Here is a 15,093-nt window from a genome sequence, read left to right on the forward strand (position 1 = left end):
AGTCCGCATCCAATCGGTCCCTTTCTCACGAGGGGGTCGGATGCGCGCCGGGCACCAGGATTCGCGGCCACCGTCGCGAAGAGAAACCGAGAATGGCGTGCCCCCGGCCGTGGAGGCTGTGGCGCGCGCTGAGAACAGGAGACCGGCTCATGGCCGTCGTAACCATTCGCCAGCTGCTCGACAGCGGCGTGCATTTCGGGCACCAGACCCGCCGTTGGAACCCGAAGATGAAGCGCTTCATCTTCACCGAGCGTTCCGGCATCTACATCATCGACCTGCAGCAGTCGCTCGGCTACATCGACAAGGCCTACGACTTCGTCAAGGAGACGGTCGCCCACGGCGGCACCATCCTCTTCGTCGGCACGAAGAAGCAGGCTCAGGAGTCCATCGCCGAGCAGGCGACCCGCGTCGGCCAGCCCTACGTGAACCAGCGCTGGCTCGGTGGCCTCCTCACCAACTTCCAGACGGTGTCGAAGCGACTCGCCCGCATGAAGGAGCTCGAGGAGCTCGACTTCGAAGACACCGCGAAGAGCGGGTTCACGAAGAAAGAGCTGCTCATCAAGAAGCGCGAGCTCGACAAGCTGCACAAGTCGCTCGGCGGCATCCGCAACCTCACCAAGACGCCGTCGGCGCTGTGGGTCGTCGACACCAAGAAAGAGCACCTCGCGATCGACGAGGCCAAGAAGCTGGGCATCCCGGTCATCGGCATCCTCGACACCAACTGCGACCCCGACGAGGTCACCTACCCGATTCCGGGCAACGACGACGCGATCCGTTCCGTCGCCCTGCTGACCCGCATCGTGGCCGACGCCGCCGCCGAGGGCCTCATCCAGCGTCACCAGAAGCCCGAAGAGGGCGACGCCCCCGCCGAGCCGCTGGCCGAGTGGGAGCGCGAGCTGCTGCAGGCGTCGGAGACCCCGCAGAGCGAGGCCGAGAAGATCGAGGCCGTCGACGGTCTCGTCACCGGCCCCGAGAACGTCGAAGCCGTGGCCGAGGTCATCGCCGCCGAGACGCCCACCGAAGAGAACGACGCCGACGCCGGTGCCGTGGCCGACCTGGCCGAGATCACCGACCCGTCGCTGGTCGTCGAGCACCACGTGGAGTCCGACGCCGAGACCGAGGCGAAGATCGAAGCCGAGGCCACCCCCGCCGAGAAGACCCCCGCCGCCGAGTAGAGGCGCGTCGGGCACAGACACCTCCACGTCGCCGCGAACAACGGCGACGCAGACAACATCTCAAGGAGTCAGTAGCAAATGGCAACAATCAGCCTGGCCGATGTGAAGGCGCTGCGCGAGCAGCTCGGCACCGGCATGGTCGACACCAAGAACGCCCTCGTCGAGGCCGATGGTGACATGGAGAAGGCCGTCGAGATCCTGCGTCTCAAGGGTGCGAAGGGCAACGCGAAGCGTGCCGACCGCTCCACGAGCGAGGGCCTCGTCGCCGCCACCCAGGGCGACGGCGCCGCCACGATGATCGAGCTCGCCTGCGAGACCGACTTCGTGGCCAAGGGCGACAAGTTCATCGCGCTCGCGAACGTCGTGCTCGACGCCGCGTTCGCCGCCGGTGCTTCCACCGTCGACGAGGCGCTGGCCGCCCCGGCCGGCGACAAGACCGTGGCCGACGTCATCAACGACGAGGCCGCGATCCTGGGCGAGAAGATCGAGCTCCGACGCATCGTGCGCCTCACCGGCGACGCGTTCGAGATCTACCTGCACAAGACCAGCAAAGACCTGCCCCCGCAGGTCGGCGTGGTCGTGGCCTACACGGGCGACGACGCCGAGACCGCTCGCTCCATCGCGCAGCACATCTCGTTCGCCGACCCGCAGTACCTCGCTCGCGAAGACGTTCCGGCCGACGCGGTCGAGAAGGAGCGCGCGCTCGTGACCGAGATCTCGAAGAACGAGGGCAAGCCCGAAGCGGCCCTGCCCAAGATCGTCGAGGGTCGCGTCACGGCCTACTTCAAGCAGGTCGCCCTGCTCGAGCAGGACTACGCGAAGGACAACAAGCTCTCGGTCTCGAAGGTGCTGGCGGATGCCGGCATCCAAGTCACCGGTTTCGCCCGCTTCAAGGTCGGCGCGTAAGCTCGGAAGAGAACTCACGAGAAAGGGCTCGGGTCGACAGATCCGGGCCCTTTTTCCTGCCCGCCGCGGCTTCCGGCCGTTCGCGGGAACGATAGCCTGAGACAGGCACGACGAAGGGACGCGACGCGAATGTCAGAGCCGGAACACAAGCGCAGGGTACTACTCAAACTTTCCGGTGAAGCATTCGGGGGCGGCTCGCTCGGGGTCAATCCCGACGTCGTCAGCGGTCTCGCCCGTGAGATCGCGGAAGCGGCCAAAGAGGTCGAGGTCGCGATCGTCGTGGGCGGCGGCAACTTCTTCCGTGGCGCCGAACTCTCCCAGCGCGGCATGGACCGCGGGCGCGCCGACTACATGGGCATGCTGGGCACCGTGATGAACGCCCTCGCCCTGCAGGACTTCCTCGAGCAGGCCGGGGCCGAGACGCGCGTGCAGAGCGCCATCTCGATGACCCAGGTCGCCGAGCCCTACATTCCGCGCCGCGCCATCCGGCACCTCGAGAAGGGCCGCGTCGTCATCTTCGGCGCCGGCGCCGGGCTGCCCTACTTCTCGACCGACACGGTCGCGGCCCAGCGAGCTCTCGAGACGCACGCCGACGAGGTGCTCGTGGCCAAGAACGGCGTCGACGGGGTCTACTCCGCCGACCCGCGCATCGTGGCGGATGCCGTGAAGCTCGAGAAGCTCACCTACAACGAGGCGCTGCAGCAGGGCCTCAAAGTGGTCGACTCCACCGCCTTCAGCCTCTGCATGGACAACGGCATGCCCATGCACGTCTTCGGCATGGAGCCGGCCGGCAACATCGCCAAGGCCATCCGCGGCGAGCGCATCGGAACCCTCGTCACCTCGGACTGACGGCAGCACTGACTACACTTGACACGACTGATCCCGAAGGAGTTCGAAGTGATTGCGGATGTACTGGCCGACGCGACCGAGCGCATGAACAAAGCCGTCGATGTGGCGAAAGACGACTTCTCGACGGTGCGCACGGGCCGCGCGAACCCCGCGCTGTTCCAGAAGATCATGGTTCCCTACTACGGCACCCCGACCCCGCTGGCGCAGCTCGCCTCGCTGCAGAACCCCGAGGCGCGCACGCTCATCGTGACGCCTTACGACAAGGGTGCGCTGCGCGACATCGAGCAGGCGATCCGCGACGTTCCGAACCTGGGCGCGAACCCCACCAACGACGGCAACATCATCCGCATCACCCTGCCCGACCTCACCGAGGAGCGCCGCAAGGAATACGTGAAGATCGTGCGCACCAAGGCCGAAGACGGCAAGGTGTCGATCCGCAACATCCGGCGCAAGGCGAAAGACGACCTCGACGCGCTGAAGAGCGAGGTCGGCGACGACGAGGTCTCGCGCGGCGAGAAGGAGCTCGAACTCATCACCAAGAAGTCGGTCGACGCGGTCGACGACGCCTTGAAGCGCAAAGAAGCCGAGCTCCTCGAGGTCTGACCTCGAAGGGTCGCCTGCCATGAGCCACGAACCCGGCCCGAGCCGGACGCCACCGACCAGGCGGCCGAGGTCGCTTTCGCGCGCCGACATCCAGGCTCAGGTCAAGGCCCGCAAAGAGCAGTTCGACGAAGCCAACGAGCGCATAACGGCGCGGTCGGGCCGCAACCTCATCTCCGCCATCGCCATCGGCCTCGTGCTGGCGGCGGTGATGGTGCTGAGCCTGGTGTTCTTCAAGTGGATCTTCATGATCCTCGCCGCCGTGCTGGTCGCGTTCGCCACCCTCGAGCTGGCCACCGCGCTGCGGCACGCCTCGATTCACGTGCCGCGCATCCCCACCATGATCGCCGGGGTCGCGCTGGTGCCGGCATCCTATTTCTGGGGCGCCGAGGGCCAGTGGCTGGTGTTCGTGGGCGGCGTGGTCTTCGTGGCGCTGTGGCGCCTGGTCGAGGTGGCCTTCCTGCCGCCGCGACCGGATGCCGCCGGGCTCGTGCGCGATCTCGCCGCCAGCACCTTCGTGCAGGTCTACGTGTCGTTCCTCGGCAGTGTCGCCGTGCTGCTGCTCGCCCAGGAGGGTGGCCAGTGGTGGGTGCTGGCGTTCATCGTGGTGGTGGTGCTGACCGACGTCGGCGCCTACGCGAGCGGGTTGAACTTCGGCAAGCACCCGATGGCGCCCACCATCAGCCCGAAGAAGACCTGGGAGGGCCTCGCCGGCGCTGCGCTGGTGGCGCTCATCGGGGGAGTGCTGCTGGCGATCTTCATGTTGCAGCAGCCCTGGTGGTTCGGTCTCATCCTCGGCGCGGTCATCGTGACCACCGCCACGGTCGGCGATCTGTCGGAGTCGCTGCTGAAGCGCGACATCGGCATCAAAGACATGAGTTCGTGGCTTCCGGGCCACGGCGGGTTCCTCGACCGGCTCGATTCCATCCTCCCCTCGGCCGCCGCGGCCTACGTGCTGTGGGTCGTTTTCGCGAGCTGAGCGCGCCAGCAGGCAGAGTTGCGGGCGAATCGTTGGCACAATAGACGCGTGAGCGTTCCTTTTCCCCGCACCCGCAGTTCGAGCCTCGGCTACGACGTGAACGAGGTCGACGACTTTCTGAACAAGGCGCGCCTGGCCTACGACGACCGGGACGCGGCATCCGGCGACTACTCGCTGACCAGCGACATGGTGCGGCACATGGCCTTCACAATGCGCAAGGGCGGCTACTACGCGCCGGCAGTCGACGCCGCGCTCGAGCGGCTCGAAGACGCCTTCGCCCTGCGGGAACGCGACCGCGCCTATCAGGCGGCGGGTGACGAGGAGTGGTTCGCCGGGGCGCGCAACCGGGCGGCCGAGATCCTCGTGCGGCTGGAGCGGCCCGACGGCCAGAAGTTCGATCGCGCGGGATTCTTGCGCGTGGGCTACCACCCCAAAGACGTCGACGCCTTCGCCGACGGGCTGATCGAATACTTCCGCGCCGGCGCGGATGTCACGGTCACCGACGTGCGCACCGCCGTGTTCCGATCGAAACGAGGCGGCTACAGCGAACTGCAGGTCGACGCCGTGCTGGATGCCGCGGTCGACGTGATGCTGGCCGTGCGCTGATTTCTTGCGCCGAATGGGTAATTAGTGCGCACATTGCGCCGAACATTTCGATCGCGTAAAGAATCCGCTCCCGGAGACCCCGCCGGTTGGGCGACGACAGAGCTATGTGTTAGCCATGTCTCACAGCAAAAGCGTGCTGAGGCGATTTCTGGCGCTCGGCTAGCGCTTCGCACGACACAACAGGAAGAGGTAATGACGGATATGACATCCGCATCCAAATTCGCCCGGCGATCACTCGTCGTCGCGGCCGGTGGGGCCGCCTTCGCACTCGTTCTGACCGGCTGCGCCGGTGGCTCGGGAGGCGACACCGCCAGCGCAGGCGACGCCATCATCGTCGGCACCACCGACAAGGTCACCACGCTCGACCCGGCCGGCTCCTACGACAACGGCTCGTTCGCCGTGATGAACCAGGTCTTCCCGTTCCTCATGAACACCCCCTACGGCAGCCCCGACGTCGAGCCCGACATCGCCGAGAGCGCCGAATTCACGGGCCCGACCGAATACACGGTCAAGCTCAAAGAGGGGCTCACCTTCGCGAACGGCAACGAGCTCACCTCGTCCGACGTGAAGTTCACCTTCGACCGCGACATCGCGATCGCCGACCCCAACGGCCCGTCGTCGCTGCTCTACAACCTCGACAGCGTCGACGCCCCCGACGACCTGACCGTGGTCTTCAACCTGAAGAACCCCGACGACCAGGTCTTCCCGCAGATCCTGTCGAGCCCGGCCGGCCCGATCGTCGACGAAGAGGTCTTCTCCGCCGACGCGATCACGCCCGACGAAGACATCGTGAAGGGCGAGGCGTTCGCCGGTCAGTACAAGATCACGAGCTACGACTTCAACAACCTCATCTCCTACGAGCCCTTCGACGGCTACAAGGGTGTGCTGCCCGCCGCCGAGTCGCCGATCAACGCCAAGTACTACGCCGACTCGTCGAACCTCAAGCTCGACGTGCAGGAGGGCAACATCGACGTGGCGTTCCGCAGCCTCTCGGCCACCGACGTCGACGACCTGTCGAAGAACGACAAGGTCAAGGTGTGGGACGGCCCGGGTGGAGAGATCCGCTACATCACGTTCAACTTCGACACGCAGCCCTTCGGCGCCACCTCAACCGAGCCGGATGCCGTGAAGGCCACCGCGGTCCGTCAGGCCGTCGCCGACCTGATCGACCGCGACGAGATCGCCGACCAGGTCTACAAGGGCACCTACACGCCCCTGTACTCCTTCGTTCCCGCCGGTCTGACCGGCGCGACCGAGGTGCTGAAAGACCTCTACGGTGACGGCCAGGGCGGCCCCTCGGCCGACAAGGCCAAGTCGACCCTCGAGGCCGCCGGCGTCACCACGCCCGTCGAGCTGAACCTGCAGTACAGCCCCGACCACTACGGCCCCTCCTCGGGTGACGAGTACGCGCTGATCAAAGACCAGCTCGAGGCCGACGGACTGTTCACGGTCAACCTGCAGTCGACCGAGTGGGTGCAGTACGCGAAGGACCGCACGGCAGACCTCTACCCGGCCTACCAGCTGGGTTGGTTCCCCGACTACTCCGACGCCGACAACTACCTGACGCCGTTCTTCCTCACGGAGAACTTCCTCGGCAACCACTACGACAACCCCGAGGTCAACGACCTCATCCTGCAGCAGGCGTCGACGGCCGACCCGGCCGCTCGCCAGGCGATCATCGAGGACATCCAGGCCAAGGTGGCCGCCGATCTCTCGACGGTTCCCTACCTGCAGGGCGCCCAGGTCGCGGTGGCGGGAACGGATGTCGACGGGGTCACCCTCGACGCATCCTTCAAGTTCCGCTACGCTCCGCTGACTAAGGGCTAGCACTCACATCCGCAACGGGGGCGGCCGGTTCACACCGGCCGCCCTTCGTTCGGTCACCGACTGATTGGCAACGATGACGACAAGTCTGCTTCCGACCGACGCACCGTCGGTGGTCGCCCCGAAACCCAAGAGCGCCGGAGGCGGGTTCGCGCGCTACCTGCTCGTGCGGTTCCTTCTGATCTTTCCGACCATCTTCATCCTGGTCACCCTCGTCTTCATCCTGCTGCGCACGGTCGGCGACCCGATCACGGCCGCGCAGGGCGGCCGGCTCACCGCCGATCAGCTGCAGGAGCGCATCCACGCCGCCGGCTACGACCGGCCGGTGATCGTGCAATACCTCGAATACCTCGGCCAGGTGTTCACCGGCAACTTCGGCAACACCATCAGCGACAACCGCCCCATCACCGAGGTGCTGCTCACCTACGGTGGCGCGACGCTCGAACTGGCCTTCTACGCCCTGATCGTGGCCTTCATCGTCGGCATCCCGCTCGGCATGCTCGCCGCCTACTACCGCGACCGCCTGCCCGACGCCGTGCTGCGCATCTTCGCCATCCTCTGGTATGCCACCCCGGTGTTCTTCGCCGGCATGCTGCTGAAGCTCGTCTTCTCGGTCTGGCTGCAGTGGCTCCCGGTGGCCGGGCGCGCGACGACGCGCACCGAGCTCTCGATGCAGACCCTGCCCAACAAGACCGGCATCTACCTCATCGACGCCATCGCCCTCGGCAACCCGGCGGCGATCGGCGACGTGCTCGCCCACGCCGTGCTGCCCGGCATCGCCCTGGGCCTGCTCACCGCGGGCGTCTTCCTGCGGCTCGTGCGCACCAACGTCATCGGCACGCTCGGCACCGACTACGTGGATGCCGCCCGCTCACGCGGTGTCGGTGAAGCCCGGCTCGTGCGCAAGCACGCTTTCAAGCCCGCGCTCATTCCGATCATCACGGTGATCGGCCTGCAGATCGCGCTTCTGCTCGGCGGCGCGGTGCTGACAGAGACCACCTTCGAATGGAAAGGCCTCGGCTTTCAGCTCGCGGCCTACCTGGCGGCCCGCGACTTCGTGGCGGTGCAGGGCATCGTCGCCCTGCTGGCCGTGATCGTGGCCCTCACCAACTTCATCGTCGACATCATCGCGGCGCTCATCGACCCGCGAGTGAGGTACTAGGCATGACCACCACCGCCGAACCCGTCACCACGTTGCCGCCCACCAAGCCCGGGCTGCTCAGCCGGCTGCCCGTTCTCAAGCAGCTGCGCCAGAGCGTCGGCCTGCAACGCGGCATGCTGATCGCCGGCCTCGCCCTGACCGCCGTCTTCATCCTGGTCGCCATCTTCGCGCCCTTCATCGCGCCCTACGGCTTCGCCCAGTTGCGCGATGCCTCGGGTCCGTTCGGGGCACAGCAGCCCCCGAGCGCAGCCCACATCATGGGCACCACCGTCGGCGGCTACGACGTGTTCTCGCGCGTGATCTGGGGTGCGCAGACCGCCATCCTGGTGATCATCATCGCCGTGCTGTGCTCGATCTTCGCCGGCATCCTGCTGGGTCTCGTGTCGGGCTACATCGGTGGCTGGCTCGACCGGGTGCTCGTCGTCATCGCCGACGCGATCTACGCGTTCCCGTCGCTGCTGCTCGCGATCGTGCTGTCGATCGCGATCTCGGGCGGCCAGTCGAGCCTCTGGGGCGGCATCCTGGCGGCCGCGCTGTCGATCACGGTGGTGTTCATCCCGCAGTACTTCCGCGTCATCCGGGCCGAGACCATCCGCATCAAGGCGGAGCCCTACGTCGAATCGGCCAAGATGCTCGGCGCCTCGGCCCCGCGCATCATGTTCCGGCACGTGCTGCGCAACGCCACCCGCACGCTGCCGATCATCTTCACGCTCAACTCGTCCGAGGCGCTGCTGACGCTCGCGGGCCTCGGCTTCCTCGGCTTCGGAATCGAGCCCACGGCCGCAGCGGAGTGGGGCTACGACCTCAACAAGGCGCTCTCCGACGTCACGAGCGGCATCTGGTGGACGGCGCTCTACCCGGGCCTCGCGATCGTGCTGGCCGTGATGGGCATCACCCTGGTGGGCGAGAGCCTCAACGACCTCGCCGACCCGCGTCTGCGCGGGCGCAAGCGGGTCAAGGAGAAGTCGGGCACGATGTCGCTCACCTCGGTCGACCGCCCGCTGCCCTCCGACCTCGACATCCAGGAGGAGAACGCATGACCCCCGTCGTCGACATCAGCGACCTGACCATCTCGTTCGCCACGGATGCCGGTGCCGTCAAGGCCGTCGACGGCGTGAGCCTCACGGTCAACCGCGGTGAGGTGCTCGCCATCGTGGGGGAGTCGGGCAGTGGCAAGACGGTCACCGCCAAGACGATCCTGGGCCTCCTGCCCGAGACCGCCACCGTCGGCGGCGCCGTGCTGCTGACGAGCAGTGAGGGCGACTCGGTCTCCGACGTCGTGTCGCTGACCAAGAAGCAGTTGCGGGCCGTGCGCGGCGCCGACGTGTCGATGGTGTTCCAGGAGCCCTCCACCGCGCTCAACCCCGTCTACACGGTCGGCTGGCAGATCGCCGAGGGGCTGCGCGCCCACGGCAAGTACTCCCGGGCCGAGGCGAAGCTCGAGGCCATCGAGATCCTGCGCAAGGTCGGCATCCCCGACCCCGAGGTGCGGGTGAACCACTATCCGCACCAGTTCTCGGGCGGCCAGAAGCAGCGCGTCGTGATCGCGTCGGCCCTGGTGCTGAACCCCGGCCTGATCGTCGCCGACGAGCCCACCACGGCGCTCGACGTGACGGTGCAGGCCGAGATCCTCGAGCTGCTGCGGCGCCTGCGCGACGAGTTCGACACCGCCATCGTGCTCATCACCCACAACATGGGCGTCGTGGCCGACCTCGCCGACCGCGTCGCGGTGATGTACCAGGGCAAGGTCGTCGAAGAAGCCGACGCCAAGACGCTGTTCGCGTCGCCGCAGGCCGACTACACCCGGCGGCTGCTCGACGCCGTGCCCCGCATCGGCCAGGGCCGGGTGCGCACCGAGGAGCGGCAACGGGTGCGGGCCGAGCGCAACGAGGGCGGTGTCGTCGACGTGCCGGTGGTCGAGGCATCCCATCTCACGATCGAATACCCGGGCCGCTTCGGAGCCAAGGGCTTCCGGGCAGTCGACGACGTGTCGTTCTCGATCGGCCCGGGCGAGGTGCTCGGGCTCGTCGGCGAGAGCGGATCGGGCAAGACCACGATCGGCCGCGCCATCGGCGGCCTCACCCGCATCACGGGCGGCTCGCTCAAGGTGCTCGGGTTCGAGATGCTCGACTTCCAGGAGCGCCGGTTCAAGCCGCTGCGCGCCGACATCGGCTTCGTCTTCCAAGACCCGGCGGCGAGCTTCAACCCGCTGCTCACGATCGCCGACGCCGTCGCCGAACCGCTCGTCATCCACGGCCGCGCGAAGAACCCGGCCCAGGCCCGCAAGCGCGTCGACGAGCTGCTCGAGGCCGTGCAGCTGCCGAAGAGCTACGGCGACCGGTTCCCGCACGAGCTGAGCGGCGGCCAGCGGCAGCGGGCCAGCCTCGCGCGCGGGCTCGCCCTCGGGCCGAAGCTGCTCATCGCCGACGAGCCGACCTCCGCGCTCGACGTGTCGGTGCAGGCTCGGGTGCTCGAGCTGTTCGCCGAGTTGCAGCTCGAGTTCGGGTTCGCCGCGCTCTTCATCAGCCACGACCTCGCGGTGGTCGACCTGCTGGCCGATCGCATCGCCGTGCTCTACCACGGGAAGCTCGTCGAGGAGGGCACGGGAGCCGAGGTGCTGGGCGACCCTCAAGACCCTTACACCCGCCGTCTCATCGCCTCGCTGCCCGTTCCCGACCCCGTGGAACAGGCCGCCCGGCGCACCCTTCTGGCCCGCATCCAGGCCGAGGCTGGGGCGAATTAGGTCGCATGGGCTAAAATCGTTCAAATCGTGGCAAAGCACTCCTTGATCGAAGCGCGCACGCAGACCCCACCCCGGGTTCGTGGCGTCGGTCGGCGAACCACGAACACCGGCCGGGTGGTGCTGCAGGGCCTCGGGCTGGCCGCCGTCACCGCCAGCGTCTTCGTCACCGTGGTCGCCCCGAACATCGGCGCGGCATCCGCCTCGTCATCGTTCGAGGGCACCTTCACGGCCGAGACCGCCTCGGCGCAGCGACTCGACGTGAGCGGCACCGTGGCCGCGAGCATCTTCCGCGACGCCTACTCGGTCACCGAGGCGCCGAAGCCCGTGATCGTCGAGACGAAGGTGTCGACCGAGTCGACGAGCTCGTCGACGAGCGATTCCGGCTGCCCGAATCCGGATGCCGCGGTCGCCGACCCCGCCGGAGCCCAGGTCATCGCGGCAGCCCTCGCCGCCGAGCGCGGCTGGACCGGCCCGCAGCTTGACGCCCTCATCGCGCTGTGGAGCCGCGAATCGGGCTGGCGGGTCAACGCCCTCAACGCCTCCAGCTGCGCCTACGGCATCCCGCAGGCCCTGCCCGGCAAGAAGATGGCGTCGGCCGGCGACGACTGGCTCACCAACCCGGCCACGCAGATCACCTGGGGCCTCAACTACATCCAGGGCGTCTACGGCGATCCGGTCACCGCCCTTGCGCATTCCGACGCCGTGCACTGGTATTGATGCAGATGTCCTCCACCCGAACCTCCACCAACCCCGTCGTGCGCGTCGGGCTTCAAGTGATGGCGTTCGGGGTCGCCGCTGCTTTCGTGCTGCTCTTCGCCGTCGACCCGCACTCGGTCGGCGCGAACGCGTCGCAGGGGTTCGCACCGACGGTGATCGCGTCGGCCGGAGGAGAGCAGTCGCTCTCGGTCGCAGGAGGCGCGGCATCCGCGGTCACCCGCGACGGCTACACGGTGAAAGAGCCCCCGGCGCCGGAGCCCGTGGCGGTTCCCGTCGCCCTGCCGGCCGTGACGACCGACGAGCCCGCCGCTGCCGCTGCGGGAGGCGGTTGCGAGACCAACGTGGTGCCCACGCCGGGCCCGCCCGCCCCGGGGTCGTTGCAGGACATCGCCTACCAGGCCGTCATGGGCTACGGCTGGGGCGAGCAGAACTACTACTACCTACTCGCGCTGTGGAACCGCGAATCGGGCTGGAACCCGACCGCGTCGAACCCCTCGGGCGCCTATGGCATCCCGCAGGCCCTGCCGGGCAGCAAGATGGGCCCGGGCTGGGAGTCCGACCCCAACGTGCAGATCAACTGGGGCCTGCAGTACATCGCCGGCTCCTACGGCACGCCGTGTGAGGCGTGGGCGTCGTCGGAGAACCGCGGCTGGTACTGATCCCGTCGTGCCCCTGACCGGCAGGTCAGACGCCTGGTGGCGGCGCGCCGAGCGAGCGGCGGCGTTTCAGTAGGCTGAGCGCATGAGGCTCGAGCTCGTCGCAGTGATCTGCCTGATCATCATCGTCGGCGTGTCGGTGCTGTCGCCGAAACTGCGTCTCGCGACCCCGATCGTGCTCGTCGTCATCGGCCTGGGCATCTCGATCATCCCCGGCGTGCCTCCGGTGCACGTGCCGTCGGAGGTCATCCTGGCCGGAGTGCTGCCGCCGCTGCTCTACTCGTCGGCCATCAACCTGCCGCTGGTCGACTTCCGCAAGAACTTCGGCGCCATCTCGGTGCTCTCGGTGCTGCTCGTGATCGTCAGCGCCTTCATCACCGGTTTCCTGCTGTTCCTCATCCTGCCCGACCTCGACATCGCCGCGGCCATCGCCCTCGGCGCGGTGATCAGCCCCACGGATGCCGTCGCCGCCACCTCGATCGGAAAGCGCCTCGGTCTTCCGCCGCGCCTGATCGCCGTGCTCGAGGGCGAGAGTCTCGTGAACGACGCGTCGGCCCTCGTGCTGCTGCGCACCGCGATCGGCGCCACGGCCGGCACCCTGGCACTCGGCGGCGTCGGCGGCGGCGTCGTCGACTTCGCGTATTCGTCGGTGGCGGCCATCGCCATCGGTCTCGTCATCGGCTTCGTGACGGTCTTCCTGCGGTCGAAGATCAACGACTCCGTGCTCACCACCGCGGTGTCGTTCATCATTCCGTTCATCGCCTACATCCCGGCCGAGGCGATCGGCGCATCCGGAGTTCTCAGCGTCGTGGTCGCCGGTCTCTACACCGGGCACATGGGGGCGAAACACTTCACGGCGTCGACGCGCATCAGCGAGCGCCTCAACTGGCGAACCATCCAGTTCCTGCTCGAGAACGGCGTGTTCCTGCTGATGGGGCTCGAGCTGAAAGACATCTTCGTCGCGGCCACCGTGCAGAGCAGCGAGAGTCAGAACCTCAACGCCGTGGGCTCGGTCGTGCTGGGCCTCGGCGCCGCTCTCGTGCTGCTCGTCATCCGGTTCGCGTTCGTGGGGCCGCTGCTCGCGGTGCAGCAGGCGCGTGCGCATCGGCGGGATCCGGGGGGAACGGATGCCGCGGAGGCCACGGGCTGGCGAGGTGGCGTGGTGCTCTCCTGGGCGGGCATGCGCGGCGTCGTCACGGTGGCGGCCGCGCAGTCGCTGCCCGAGGGCACGCCCTACCGCAACCAGCTCGTGCTGATCGCCTTCACGGTGTCGATCGTCACGCTCATCCTGCAGGGTGGCACGCTGCCCTGGATCATCCGGGTCACCCGGCTCAAGGGCATCGACGAGGCGGCCGATCACGCGGAGTTCGCGACGCTCGTCGACGAGCTCCGCGCGGCGGGCCTGCGGGTGCTCGAGACACCCGAGGTCAGCTTGCCGAACGGCGAGGTGGTCGACGAGAGCGTGGTCGACCGGGTGCGCAGCGACGCCGACCTGCGTAGCGAGTCGGCCTGGGAGCGGGCGCACGCGGCCGACGCGGGCGGATCGGCGCCGCACGAGCAGTACCGCGTGCTGCGCCTCTCGGTGCTGCGGGCCGAGCGGGCCGCGCTGCTCGACGCGCGCACGCGGGGCGAGTACTCCTCCCGCATCCTCGTGCGGGCGCAGGTCATGCTCGACCAGGAGGAGTCGCGCCTGCAGTCCTCCGATGGCCCCCACTGACCCCCCCCTCCCGCCGAATTGCGCCAAAGTGACCGTCCGCGTCCGCGGGACGGTCACTTTGGCGCAACTCGGCGGGAGGAGTCGCTCGTAGACTTGGGGTATGCCTCGCAACAACCGTCCGCGCCGTCGCGCCGCAGACGGGGACGGCGACGACGAGAACGACCTCTCGCGGCTGCTCGCGGGCTGGAAGAAGGTCGAGCACCGTCGTGACGGAGCCTGGAACGTGCAGCCGGTGTCGGCGGCGAGTGCGGTGAAGGGCTACATCTGCCCCGGCTGCGGCCTGACCGTCGCCCCCGGAGTCGCCCACCTGGTCACCTGGCGGGCCGACGGCGTGCTCGGCGACGCGAGCGACCTCGCCGCCCGGCGGCACTGGCACACCCACTGCTGGAGAATCGGAGGCTGACGCCGTGACCACCACCCTCATCCGCAGCAACACCGAGCTGCCCTCGCGCCGCGAGGAGATCGAGCTGCACACCGACGACGGGCTCACCCTCGTGGGAGAACTCGCGCTGCCGGTGTCGGGCGACCCGGTCGCCACGCTGGTGACGCTGCATCCGCTGCCCACCCACGGCGGCTTCATGGACTCGCACGTGCTCCGCAAAGCCGCGGCACGACTCCCTGCGCTCGCCGACCTGGCCGTGCTGCGGTTCAACCTGCGCGGCGTCTCGTCGCCGCGGGGCACGAGCGAGGGCGCGTTCGACCACGGCGAGGGCGAGCGCTTCGACCTCAAGGCGGCGATGGACTTCGTGGCCGAGCGGGGGCTGCCGCATCCGTGGCTCGTCGGCTGGTCGTTCGGCACCGAACTGGTGCTGCGCTACGGTGCGCAGTACCCGATCGACGGCGCCATCCTGCTGTCGCCGCCCCTGCACCGGGCGAGCGCCGACGAGGTGGCGGCCTGGGAGGGCAACGGCAAGCGCCTGGTCGCGCTCGTTCCGGAGCACGACGACTTCCTGCGGCCGGCCGAAGCGCGGGAACGGTTCGCCTCGGTGCCCAGCATGGAACTGGTCGAGGTCGAGGGCGCCAAGCACCTGTGGGTGGGGGAGCCCCAGACCCGCCGGGTGCTCAACGAGATCGTGGCGCGCGTCAACGCGGCCGCCTACCCGCTGCCGGAGACCTACGAGGCCTGACCGGCCGGATGGCGCCCGATCGGCGCGGCGCC

15 protein-coding genes are annotated in these 15,093 nt (G+C 68.3%); all 15 read left to right on the forward strand.

Annotated elements, in window-relative coordinates:
• Positions 1–149 precede the first annotated feature (149 nt).
• The 15 genes from rpsB to N1032_RS04710 all read left to right on the forward strand — a co-directional run bounded on the left by rpsB (position 150) and on the right by N1032_RS04710 (position 15,061).
• Positions 150–1,175: a 30S ribosomal protein S2 gene (rpsB, locus tag N1032_RS04640; protein WP_259537770.1), complete on the forward strand. Its 1,026-nt coding sequence runs from the start codon at positions 150–152 to the stop codon at positions 1,173–1,175.
• Positions 1,176–1,253: 78 nt separating this feature from the next.
• Positions 1,254–2,081 (forward strand): translation elongation factor Ts, encoded by an 828-nt coding sequence (gene tsf / locus N1032_RS04645; RefSeq protein WP_259537771.1) that lies wholly within the window; start codon positions 1,254–1,256, stop codon positions 2,079–2,081.
• A gap of 129 nt (positions 2,082–2,210) precedes the next feature.
• On the forward strand, positions 2,211–2,930 hold the full coding sequence (gene pyrH, locus N1032_RS04650; protein WP_259537773.1) for a UMP kinase: 720 nt from the start codon (positions 2,211–2,213) through the stop codon (positions 2,928–2,930).
• 48 nt (positions 2,931–2,978) lie between these two features.
• Positions 2,979–3,533 (forward strand): ribosome recycling factor, encoded by a 555-nt coding sequence (frr, locus tag N1032_RS04655; RefSeq protein ID WP_259537774.1) that lies wholly within the window; start codon positions 2,979–2,981, stop codon positions 3,531–3,533.
• A gap of 19 nt (positions 3,534–3,552) precedes the next feature.
• The gene (locus N1032_RS04660) at positions 3,553–4,509 is read left to right on the forward strand and encodes a phosphatidate cytidylyltransferase (RefSeq protein ID WP_259537775.1); all 957 of its coding nucleotides are present in this window, start codon (positions 3,553–3,555) and stop codon (positions 4,507–4,509) included.
• 48 nt (positions 4,510–4,557) lie between these two features.
• Positions 4,558–5,115 carry a DivIVA domain-containing protein gene (locus tag N1032_RS04665; protein ID WP_259537776.1) on the forward strand — a complete coding sequence of 186 codons (558 nt, stop codon included), beginning with the start codon at positions 4,558–4,560 and terminating at the stop codon, positions 5,113–5,115.
• 201 nt (positions 5,116–5,316) lie between these two features.
• Complete coding sequence (locus N1032_RS04670; RefSeq protein WP_259537990.1) at positions 5,317–6,942, forward strand: ABC transporter substrate-binding protein; 1,626 nt, start codon at positions 5,317–5,319, stop codon at positions 6,940–6,942.
• A gap of 73 nt (positions 6,943–7,015) precedes the next feature.
• Entirely contained in the window at positions 7,016–8,101 is a 1,086-nt protein-coding gene (locus N1032_RS04675) for an ABC transporter permease (protein ID WP_259537778.1), read from the forward strand.
• Between the two features lie 2 nt (positions 8,102–8,103).
• Positions 8,104–9,141 (forward strand): ABC transporter permease, encoded by a 1,038-nt coding sequence (locus N1032_RS04680; protein WP_259537780.1) that lies wholly within the window; start codon positions 8,104–8,106, stop codon positions 9,139–9,141.
• Positions 9,138–10,844, forward strand: coding sequence for a dipeptide ABC transporter ATP-binding protein (locus N1032_RS04685; RefSeq protein WP_259537781.1), 1,707 nt, complete (start codon positions 9,138–9,140; stop codon positions 10,842–10,844). The genes N1032_RS04680 and N1032_RS04685 overlap by 4 nt, the downstream gene beginning before the upstream one ends.
• Before the next feature lie 27 nt (positions 10,845–10,871).
• On the forward strand, positions 10,872–11,561 hold the full coding sequence (locus N1032_RS28260) for an aggregation-promoting factor C-terminal-like domain-containing protein (protein WP_310795917.1): 690 nt from the start codon (positions 10,872–10,874) through the stop codon (positions 11,559–11,561).
• 5 nt (positions 11,562–11,566) lie between these two features.
• Positions 11,567–12,220 carry an aggregation-promoting factor C-terminal-like domain-containing protein gene (locus N1032_RS04695; RefSeq protein ID WP_259537782.1) on the forward strand — a complete coding sequence of 218 codons (654 nt, stop codon included), beginning with the start codon at positions 11,567–11,569 and terminating at the stop codon, positions 12,218–12,220.
• Between the two features lie 82 nt (positions 12,221–12,302).
• Complete coding sequence (locus N1032_RS04700) at positions 12,303–13,934, forward strand: cation:proton antiporter (RefSeq protein WP_259537783.1); 1,632 nt, start codon at positions 12,303–12,305, stop codon at positions 13,932–13,934.
• A 100-nt stretch (positions 13,935–14,034) separates the two neighbouring features.
• A complete protein-coding gene (locus N1032_RS04705; protein ID WP_259537784.1) occupies positions 14,035–14,337 on the forward strand; it encodes a hypothetical protein in 303 nt (100 codons plus the stop codon).
• Positions 14,338–14,341: 4 nt separating this feature from the next.
• Positions 14,342–15,061: an alpha/beta hydrolase gene (locus N1032_RS04710; RefSeq protein ID WP_259537785.1), complete on the forward strand. Its 720-nt coding sequence runs from the start codon at positions 14,342–14,344 to the stop codon at positions 15,059–15,061.
• Positions 15,062–15,093 lie beyond the last annotated feature (32 nt).

It is taken from the genome of Herbiconiux daphne (assembly GCF_024979295.1).
In the GTDB taxonomy this organism is placed as follows: Bacteria; Actinomycetota; Actinomycetes; order Actinomycetales; family Microbacteriaceae; genus Herbiconiux; species Herbiconiux daphnes.

Bases quoted from the DNA above. Each gene is read 5' to 3' on its own strand.
- pyrH (WP_259537773.1), top strand. From the start codon at position 2,211: ATGTCAGAGCCGGAACACAAGCGCAGGGTACTACTCAAACTTTCCGGT.
- N1032_RS04685 (WP_259537781.1), top strand. From the start codon at position 9,138: ATGACCCCCGTCGTCGACATCAGCGACCTGACCATCTCGTTCGCCACG.
- N1032_RS04705 (WP_259537784.1), top strand. From the start codon at position 14,035: ATGCCTCGCAACAACCGTCCGCGCCGTCGCGCCGCAGACGGGGACGGC.
- rpsB (WP_259537770.1), top strand. From the start codon at position 150: ATGGCCGTCGTAACCATTCGCCAGCTGCTCGACAGCGGCGTGCATTTC.
- N1032_RS04660 (WP_259537775.1), top strand. From the start codon at position 3,553: ATGAGCCACGAACCCGGCCCGAGCCGGACGCCACCGACCAGGCGGCCG.
- N1032_RS04670 (WP_259537990.1), top strand. From the start codon at position 5,317: ATGACATCCGCATCCAAATTCGCCCGGCGATCACTCGTCGTCGCGGCC.
- N1032_RS04675 (WP_259537778.1), top strand. From the start codon at position 7,016: ATGACGACAAGTCTGCTTCCGACCGACGCACCGTCGGTGGTCGCCCCG.
- N1032_RS04695 (WP_259537782.1), top strand. From the start codon at position 11,567: ATGTCCTCCACCCGAACCTCCACCAACCCCGTCGTGCGCGTCGGGCTT.
- N1032_RS04700 (WP_259537783.1), top strand. From the start codon at position 12,303: ATGAGGCTCGAGCTCGTCGCAGTGATCTGCCTGATCATCATCGTCGGC.
- tsf (WP_259537771.1), top strand. From the start codon at position 1,254: ATGGCAACAATCAGCCTGGCCGATGTGAAGGCGCTGCGCGAGCAGCTC.
- N1032_RS04680 (WP_259537780.1), top strand. From the start codon at position 8,104: ATGACCACCACCGCCGAACCCGTCACCACGTTGCCGCCCACCAAGCCC.